Annotated in this window: 9 protein-coding genes, 1 tRNA gene and 1 pseudogene; 4 read left to right on the plus strand and 7 right to left on the minus strand. The window is 66.2% G+C overall.

The annotated features are described in order from the left end of the window. Positions 1-242 (plus strand): annotated as a pseudogene (locus V6M48_RS09355) (glycoside hydrolase); the annotation flags it as partial. Between the two features lie 15 nt (positions 243-257). Here the strand turns inward: V6M48_RS09355 and mltG are convergent. The 5 genes from mltG to fabD form a co-directional block, all read right to left on the minus strand. Then, positions 258-1,223, minus strand: coding sequence for an endolytic transglycosylase MltG (mltG, locus tag V6M48_RS09360; RefSeq protein WP_332812272.1), 966 nt, complete (start codon positions 1,221-1,223; stop codon positions 258-260). Between the two features lie 8 nt (positions 1,224-1,231). After that, positions 1,232-2,491 (minus strand): beta-ketoacyl-ACP synthase II, encoded by a 1,260-nt coding sequence (fabF, locus tag V6M48_RS09365; RefSeq protein WP_332812273.1) that lies wholly within the window; start codon positions 2,489-2,491, stop codon positions 1,232-1,234. Between the two features lie 103 nt (positions 2,492-2,594). Further along, a complete protein-coding gene (locus V6M48_RS09370; RefSeq protein ID WP_332812274.1) occupies positions 2,595-2,831 on the minus strand; it encodes an acyl carrier protein in 237 nt (78 codons plus the stop codon). A 150-nt stretch (positions 2,832-2,981) separates the two neighbouring features. Then, positions 2,982-3,719, minus strand: a complete 738-nt coding sequence (gene fabG / locus V6M48_RS09375; protein ID WP_332812275.1) for a 3-oxoacyl-[acyl-carrier-protein] reductase — start codon at positions 3,717-3,719, stop codon at positions 2,982-2,984. 2 nt (positions 3,720-3,721) lie between these two features. Then, positions 3,722-4,657, minus strand: a complete 936-nt coding sequence (fabD, locus tag V6M48_RS09380; RefSeq protein WP_332812276.1) for an ACP S-malonyltransferase — start codon at positions 4,655-4,657, stop codon at positions 3,722-3,724. A 288-nt stretch (positions 4,658-4,945) separates the two neighbouring features. Between fabD and rpsF the strand changes: the two genes are divergently transcribed. Genes rpsF through rplI form a run of 3 tightly spaced genes read left to right on the plus strand, consistent with a single transcriptional unit; the run spans position 4,946 to position 6,264 of the window. Further along, entirely contained in the window at positions 4,946-5,389 is a 444-nt protein-coding gene (gene rpsF / locus V6M48_RS09385; RefSeq protein ID WP_332812277.1) for a 30S ribosomal protein S6, read from the plus strand. Between the two features lie 11 nt (positions 5,390-5,400). Next, entirely contained in the window at positions 5,401-5,625 is a 225-nt protein-coding gene (gene rpsR / locus V6M48_RS09390; protein ID WP_332812278.1) for a 30S ribosomal protein S18, read from the plus strand. Positions 5,626-5,637: 12 nt separating this feature from the next. Continuing rightward, positions 5,638-6,264, plus strand: coding sequence for a 50S ribosomal protein L9 (gene rplI / locus V6M48_RS09395; protein WP_332812279.1), 627 nt, complete (start codon positions 5,638-5,640; stop codon positions 6,262-6,264). Positions 6,265-6,460: 196 nt separating this feature from the next. Here the strand turns inward: rplI and folE are convergent, their stop codons facing one another. Together folE and V6M48_RS09405 are read right to left on the minus strand one after the other, a co-directional pair. Beyond that, positions 6,461-7,078 carry a GTP cyclohydrolase I FolE gene (folE, locus tag V6M48_RS09400; RefSeq protein WP_332812280.1) on the minus strand — a complete coding sequence of 206 codons (618 nt, stop codon included), beginning with the start codon at positions 7,076-7,078 and terminating at the stop codon, positions 6,461-6,463. Between the two features lie 19 nt (positions 7,079-7,097). Next, positions 7,098-7,174, minus strand: a tRNA-Arg gene (locus tag V6M48_RS09405). Between the last annotated feature and the right edge of the window lie 45 nt (positions 7,175-7,219).

Here is a 7,219-nt window from a genome sequence, read left to right on the forward strand (position 1 = left end):
ATATCGCGCTTGCCGGCCGTGTCCTTGCGCCCCGTTATGCCCGGCCGGTGATCTATTGGTGCGGCGACGAGCCGCTTGCGGCGCATCAGGACGAGTCCGTAGCCTCGGAGGCGCTATACGAGCTTTGTCCCGGCGAGGCATTCGCGGTCCTCGACATGGGCAAGATCTGGTCGTGGGGCTATCGTTGCTCCGATCACCGGGTCGGCTACGTCGCAACCGCAAAGCTCTTAACCGACGCCTGAGCGCCCTCGAGCTAGCTACATCTCGCCGCGCTGGCGGCGGAGCGCATACCAATTGGCGCGGTTGCGATTGTGCTCGGCCAAGGTCGCTGCGAACACGTGCCCGCCGGTGCCGTCGGCGACGAAGTAGAGCGCGTTCGTTGGCGCCGGATCGAGCACCGCCGCGATCGACTCGCGCCCCGGATTGGCGATCGGCCCGACGGGAAGACCGGCCATCGCATAAGTATTGTAGCCGTTGCGGCTCCGCAGCTCCGAAAGCAGGATGCGGCGGCCGAGCGGCTTGCCCTTGGTCACTGGATAGATGACGGTCGGATCGGCATCGAGCTTCATCCCCTGGCGGAGACGGTTCGAATAGACGCCGGCGACCATCCGCCGCTCGGACGGCTTGCCGGTCTCCTTCTCGACGATCGAGGCGAGGATCAGCGCCTCGTCCTTGGTCCTGACGACGCTGTGCGGCTTCCTTGTGGCCCACAAGGCGTCGAGCTCGCGCGTCATCGCCTGCTGCATCCGCTCCAGCACCGCCGCCCGCGCTTCGCCGCGCTGGTAGCTGTAGCTGTCGGGGAGGACCGAGCCTTCCCTCGGCACCGGCGCGCCGCCGACCAGGTTCGGCGTGGCCAGGACCTTTTCGTAGACCAGGATTGACGGCATGCCTTCGGGGATCGTGATCAGCCGCTGCACCGGGCGGCCGTGCTGGAGGATGTCGAGCACCTCGGCGCCGCTGGTCCCGGCCGGGATGAGGAATTCGCCGGCCTGGATCGGATCGGACGAGCCGAACAGCCGCGCCATTGCGCGGTAGCTTGCCGCGCTCCCGGGAACCACCCCTTCGGCAGCGAGCCGGTCGGCAAGCTTGTAGAGGCTCGTGCCGTCCTCGACGATGATCGTGTGGGGGCCAGGCGCGCGGCCGGGCGCCGCCCACAGGAAGATATAGATGGCTGCCGCCGCCAGCGCCGTCACAGCGGCGAGGATCAGCAGCAGCTTCTTCATCGCAGCGGTCAGAGCGCCCGCAACACCAGGCTCGCGTTGGTCCCGCCGAAGCCGAAGCTGTTGTTGATCGCCGCCTTGACCGGCCGCTCCTTGGCGACATGCGGCACGAGATCGACGCCGATCGTGCCTTCGCTCGGATTGTCGAGGTTGAGCGTCGGCGGGACGATTTGATCGCGCATCGCGAGCATGCAGAAGATCGCCTCGACCGCGCCGGCGCCGCCGAGCAGATGGCCGATCGCCGACTTCGTGGAGCTCATCGAAAGCTGGCCGATCGCGTTGCCGAACAGCCGCCGAACCGCGCCGAGCTCGAGCTCATCGCCCAGCGGCGTCGAGGTGCCGTGCGCGTTGATATAGTCGATGTCCGAGAGATTGAGGCCGGACCGCTTCATCGCGATTTCCATCGCGCGATAGCCGCCCGCACCCTCCGGATGGGGGGCGGTGACGTGATAGGCATCGCCCGACATGCCGTAGCCGACCAGCTCGGCATAGATTTTCGCGCCGCGCGCCTTGGCGCGCTCATATTCCTCGAGCACGACGACGCCGGCGCCCTCGCCCATCACGAAACCGTCACGGTCGCGGTCATAGGGCCGGCTGGCGCGCTCGGGCTGATCGTTGAAATTGGTCGACAGCGCCCGCGCCTGCGCGAAGCCGGCGATGCCGAGCGGGCACAAGGCGCTTTCCGCGCCGCCCGCGAGCATCACGTCGGCATCGTCGAGCTGGATCATCCGGGCCGCATCGCCGATCGAATGCGCGCCGGTCGAGCAGGCGGTGACGACCGCGTGGTTAGGGCCCATCAATCCATATTTGATCGAGACCTGACCAGAAATGAGATTGATCAGGCGGCCGTGGACGAAATGCGGGCTGACGCGGCGCGGCCCCTTCTCATGGAGAACCAGCGATTCCTTCTCGATTCCGGGAAGGCCGCCGATGCCGGAGCCGATCGAGACGCCGGTCCGATAGCGCTCCTCGTCGGTCATGTCGGTGAGGCCGGCATCCTCCAGCGCCTGCCCGGCCGCGTCGATGCCGTAGATGATGAACGGATCGACCTGCCGCTGGACCTTGTGATCGACCCTCTTGTTCGGGTCGAAGCCGAATTCATGCTCGGGAGGCTTGATCTCGCAGGCGATCTGGCATGCGTGATCGGAGGGGTCGAAACGCGTGATCCGCGTCGCGCCGCTCCGCGCAGCGATCAGGTTGCGCCAGCTGGTTTCAACATCGCCGCCGAGCGGCGTTACAAGGCCGAGACCGGTGACGACTACGCGGCGCATGCGAGAACTCCTGTGGATTCAGACAAAAACGGCCCCCCGGCCGTGGACGGGGAGCCGTCGTGAAAGCGGCTCATCCGCCGGGCCGGCGGCGCTGCCCCACCCTTCAGGCCTGGTTGGCCTCGATATAGTCGATCGCGTCCTTCACGGTGGCGATCTTCTCGGCGGCATCGTCCGGGATCTCGACCCCGAACTCCTCCTCGAAAGCCATGACGAGCTCAACGATGTCGAGGCTGTCGGCACCGAGATCGTCGATGAAGCTGGCTTCCTCGCTGACCTTTTCGGCCTCGACACCCAAATGCTCGACGACGATTTTCTTAACCCGCTCGGCGGTCTCGCTCATAGTGGCCCCTTCCTGGAAACTGGCGATTTCGAGGGTGAGCCCTAGCCTCGGGTGGTTGGGCTTGCAAGCCCCGCACCGGCCGGGAAGCGCCTTTGACGAAGCTTTTGGGGAGCCGGGCCGAGCGGCTCATACGCTCGAAAAGAGGAGCGGCTAAAGCATCACCATCCCGCCATTGACGTGGATCGTCTGGCCGGTGACGTAGCCGGCCTCGCGGCTCGCGAGATAGACCACGGCGGCGGCGACATCGTCGGGCTCGCCCAGCCTCGCCACCGGGATGCGCCCGAGCAACGCCTGCTTCTGGGCGTCCGCGAGCGCGTCGGTCATCGGCGAGACGATGAAGCCCGGCGCGACGCAATTGACGGTGATGTTGCGGCTCGCGACTTCCTGCGCCAGCGCTTTGGACATTCCCACCAGGCCGGCCTTGGAGGCCGCATAATTGGCCTGGCCCGGATTGCCCATCGCTCCGACCACCGAGGTGATCGAGATGATCCGGCCGGTCCGCGCGCGCATCATCGGCTTCAATGCCGCGCGCGCGAGGCGGAAGCCCGCCTCGAGATTGATGCGGATGACGTCGCTCCATTCCTCGTCCTTCATCCGCATCGCGAGATTGTCGCGCGTGACGCCGGCGTTGTTGACGAGGATGTCGAGCTTGCCGAGCGCCTCGACCGCCTGCGGCACGAGCGCCTCGACCTTTTCGCTGTCGGAAAGGTTGCAGGGCAGGATCAGGCTGTCGCCGCCGATCAGCCGCCGCACCTCCTCGAGCGCCTCCTCGCGCGTCCCCGAGAGCGCCACCCGAGCCCCCTGTGCGGCGAGCGCGCGGGCCACAGCCGAACCGATGCCGCCGGACGCGCCGGTGACCAGCGCGGTCATGCCGCTGAGATCGAACATGCTCAAATCTCCCTCATCAGCGCTTCGATGTCGTCCATTGATTGCACGCTGCTCGTCCGGCTGTCGGGGGCGATGCGCTTGACCATCGGACCAAGCACCTTGCCGCCCAATTCGACGAAATGATCGACGCCGGCCGCCGCCATTGCCGCGACGCTCTCGCGCCAGCGCACCATGCCGGTGACCTGATCGACCAGCAGGGCGCGGATCTCCGCAGGATCCTCGACCGGCGCGGCCGTCACATTGGCATAGAGCACGACAACCGGCGGCCGCAGAGTCACATCCGCGAGCGCTGCCGCCATCGCATCGGCGGCTGGCTGCATCAGCGGGCAGTGGAACGGCGCCGAGACCGGCAGCATCATCGCGCGCTTGGCCCCTGCCGTCTTGGCGAACGCGATGGCGCGCTCGACCGCATCCTTGTGGCCTGAGACGACCACCTGGCCGGGAGCATTGTCGTTGGCGACCGCGCAGACCTCGCCTTGCGCCGCCTCGTCCGCCACCTCCTGCACCGGCGCCAGATCAAGGCCGAGCAATGCCGCCATCGCGCCGATGCCGACCGGCACCGCCGCCTGCATTGAGCGGCCGCGCAATTTGAGCAGACGCGCGGTGGTCGCGACGTCGAACGTCCCGGCCGCGCACAACGCCGTATATTCGCCCAAGCTGTGCCCGGCGACGAATTGTGCTTTGTCGGCAAGGTCGAAGCCTGCCTCGCGCTCGAGCACGCGCAGCACCGCCATTGCATTCGCCATGATCGCCGGCTGGGCGTTCTCGGTGAGGGTCAAAGTGTCTTCGGGCCCTTCGGCCATCAGCCGGGTGAGATTTTGGCCGAGCGCGTCGTCGACTTCCTCGAACAGCGCTCGCGCGGCGGCGCTCGCCTCGGCAAGCGCCCTCCCCATTCCGACCGCTTGGCTCCCTTGCCCGGGGAAGATGAATGCGCGCATTGGGTTCCTCCTGCTCCCGGCGCGACTAGGCAGGCGGCCGGCCATGGTCAACTGCCGGCCATAATGCGGCGCCCGTGCCTGCCGAGGCGGGCGCCCGATCCGCCTTCACCTCGATCCTCAGGGCGAACTTGCCTTTGGCGCAGAAATCGCTACATGCGGCGCGTTCGGGGCGGAGGCTCAGCGCTCTCGCCCCGCTTCATTTCAAGACGAATTACGTGAACGATAGCCGGAGGGGCGTTCGCATTGTGCGGCGTCAGCGATCGGCCAAAAGAAAAGGAAGCATGAGCCATGCCGCTTTACGAGCATGTGTTTCTCGCGCGTCAGGACCTGGCACAGCCCCAGGTCGACGCGCTGGCGGAAACCGCCACCAAGATCATCGAAGACAATGGCGGCAAGGTCGTCAAGACCGAGACCTGGGGCCTGCGCAGCCTCGCCTATCGCATCCAGAAGAACCGCAAGGCTCATTATGTGATGCTGGAGATCGACGCTCCGGCCCCGCTGGTGGCCGAGCTCGAGCGCCAGACCCAGATCAACGAGGACGTCATCCGCTACATGACCATCCGCGTCGAAGGGCATGAGGAAGGCCCGTCGGCGATGATGCGCCGGAGCGAGCGCAGCGACCGTGGTGACCGCGGAGATCGTGGTGACCGCGGCGATCGTGGTGACCGTGGCCGTGGACGCGACGATGATCGTGGGGGTCGCAGCCGCGGCCGTGAAGAATTCGAGATTTAAGGAAGAAAGACATGGCACGCCCCTTTTTCCGCCGCCGCAAGAGCTGCCCTTTCTCGGGCAAGGATGCGCCCGTCATCGATTACAAGGACGTCCGTCTGCTCCAGGGCTTCGTCTCGGAGCGCGGCAAGATCGTCCCGAGCCGGATCACCGCCGTTTCGGCCAGGAAGCAGCGCGAGCTCGCCCAGGCGATCAAGCGCGCGCGGCACCTCGGCCTTCTCCCCTACGTCGTGAAATAAGGAGCGACGCACATGGACGTTATTCTGCTCGAGCGGATCGAGAAGCTCGGTCACATTGGCGATGTCGTCAAGGTGAAGAACGGCTACGCCCGCAACTTCCTGCTCCCGAACGGCAAGGCGCTGCGCGCCAATGAAGCCAACCGCAAGGTGTTCGAGGCCAATCGCGCGCGGATCGAAACCGACAATGCCGAGCGCCGCACCGCGGCGCAGGGCGATGCCAAGACGATCGAAGGCGCCACCATCCAGCTGATCCGGCAGGCGTCGAACACCGGCCAGCTCTACGGCTCGGTTTCGGCACGTGACCTCGCCGACGCGCTCGAAGCGCAGGGCCACAAGGTCGCGAAGAACCAGATCGTGCTCGATCGCCCCATCAAGGCGATCGGCATGCAGGACGTGCGGGTTGCGCTTCACCCCGAAGTTTCGGTGAAGATCCGAGTCAACGTCGCCCGCTCGCCGGAAGAGGCCGAGCTTCAGCTCAAGGGCGTCGACGTGATGGCCGACATGTTCGAGCGCGACGTTGCCGGCTTCACCGAAGAATTCGATCCCAATGCCGAGCCGGGCACGGTCCCGACCGATGCCGATGCAGCGCCCGCCGCGGCGCCGGCGGCAGACGGAGACGAGGGTTCCGAAGAAGCCTGAGCTTCGCCATAGTCAGGAACAGGCCGTCGGCACCCGGTGCCGGCGGCCTTTTCTTTGTCCTGCCGTCTTCGATCCCCGGTCAGTTCGGGCAAGCTGCGAGCAGATGGAATCGCAGCCTGCCCTATGTTTGTTTGATGCCGCATTGCTGCTTGCGAAAAGCCGGTACCCACCTTTTCGCTTTATGCTCTGGCTACGCTCAATAACCCATCAGGGCGAGCACCTCGCGCCGGCTGCGCTCGTCCTGGCGGAAGACGCCCATCATGCGGCTGGTGGTCATCATCACGCCCGGCGTCTGGACGCCGCGCGCGGTCATGCAGGCGTGGGTCGCCTCGATCACCACCGCCACGCCCTGCGGCTTCAAATGCTCCCAGACGCAGTCGGCGACCTGCGCCGTGAGCCGCTCCTGCACCTGCAGGCGGCGCGCGAAGCCGTGGAGCACACGCGCAAGCTTGGAGATGCCGACCACCCGTTCGTCGGGCAGATAGGCGATCGAGGCCTTGCCGATGATCGGCGCCATATGATGCTCGCAATGCGACTGGAACGGGATGTCCTTCAGCAGGACGATCTCGTCATAGCCGCCGACTTCGTCGAACGTCCGGGTGAGATGGTGCGAGGGATCCTCCTCGTAGCCGCGGGCATATTCCTTCCAGGCGCGGCCGACGCGAGCGGGCGTGTCGAGCAGTCCTTCGCGGCCGGGGTCGTCCCCGGCCCAGCGGATCAACGTGCGAACCGCCTCCTGCACTTCCTCGGGGACGGGAATCTTCCGCGGCGCGCTGACCAGATCTCCGTCGACGGGCTCATCGCTGTGGCTCACCGGCCTCTCCCGACAATTATGGTGACCCCGACAGGATTCGAACCTGTGGCCCTCAGATTAGGAATCTGATGCTCTATCCTGCTGAGCTACGGGGTCTTCGCGGATTTCCTAGGGTTGCGCCACCGCATGGGTCAACCCTCG

Source organism: Sphingomonas sp., assembly GCF_036677245.1.
GTDB lineage: Bacteria > Pseudomonadota > Alphaproteobacteria > Sphingomonadales > Sphingomonadaceae > Allosphingosinicella.

What these genes read in the sequence shown, in the direction of transcription:
- mltG (WP_332812272.1), bottom strand. Translation starts at nt 1,223, where the DNA reads ATGAAGAAGCTGCTGCTGATCCTCGCCGCTGTGACGGCGCTGGCGGCG.
- fabF (WP_332812273.1), bottom strand. Translation starts at nt 2,491, where the DNA reads ATGCGCCGCGTAGTCGTCACCGGTCTCGGCCTTGTAACGCCGCTCGGC.
- V6M48_RS09370 (WP_332812274.1), bottom strand. Translation starts at nt 2,831, where the DNA reads ATGAGCGAGACCGCCGAGCGGGTTAAGAAAATCGTCGTCGAGCATTTG.
- fabG (WP_332812275.1), bottom strand. Translation starts at nt 3,719, where the DNA reads ATGTTCGATCTCAGCGGCATGACCGCGCTGGTCACCGGCGCGTCCGGC.
- fabD (WP_332812276.1), bottom strand. Translation starts at nt 4,657, where the DNA reads ATGCGCGCATTCATCTTCCCCGGGCAAGGGAGCCAAGCGGTCGGAATG.
- rpsF (WP_332812277.1), top strand. Translation starts at nt 4,946, where the DNA reads ATGCCGCTTTACGAGCATGTGTTTCTCGCGCGTCAGGACCTGGCACAG.
- rpsR (WP_332812278.1), top strand. Translation starts at nt 5,401, where the DNA reads ATGGCACGCCCCTTTTTCCGCCGCCGCAAGAGCTGCCCTTTCTCGGGC.
- rplI (WP_332812279.1), top strand. Translation starts at nt 5,638, where the DNA reads ATGGACGTTATTCTGCTCGAGCGGATCGAGAAGCTCGGTCACATTGGC.